The sequence below is a fragment of the Haemophilus sp. HMSC066A11 genome (genome assembly GCF_001811665.1).
GTDB classification, from domain to species: Bacteria; Pseudomonadota; Gammaproteobacteria; order Enterobacterales; family Pasteurellaceae; genus Haemophilus; species Haemophilus influenzae.
Window position 1 is genome coordinate 8,344 of the sequence record NZ_KV805897.1, and the last position, 234, is coordinate 8,577.

The following is a 234-nucleotide window of genomic DNA, read 5'->3' on the forward strand; positions in this document are numbered from 1 at the left end:
GCATCCTTACACCGTGCGTAAAGATGCACTACCCGCGTTTTTCACAGACGTAAATCAAATGTATGATGCCTTATTGAATAAGTCAGGGGCAACAGGTGTATTTACTGATTTCCCAGATACTGGCGTGGAATTCTTAAAAGGAATAAAATAATTTCTATTATAACCGTAGGTAAGTTTATTTACGGTTATTAATGCCATCTATGATGAAAAACACTTTTCAATTGAAAAGTGTTT

At 35.0% G+C, this 234-nt stretch carries 1 pseudogene; it reads left to right on the plus strand.

Annotated features, from left to right (window positions below):
• Nucleotides 1–151 (plus strand): annotated as a pseudogene (locus HMPREF2813_RS09715) (glycerophosphodiester phosphodiesterase family protein); the annotation flags it as partial.
• Between the last annotated feature and the right edge of the window lie 83 nt (nucleotides 152–234).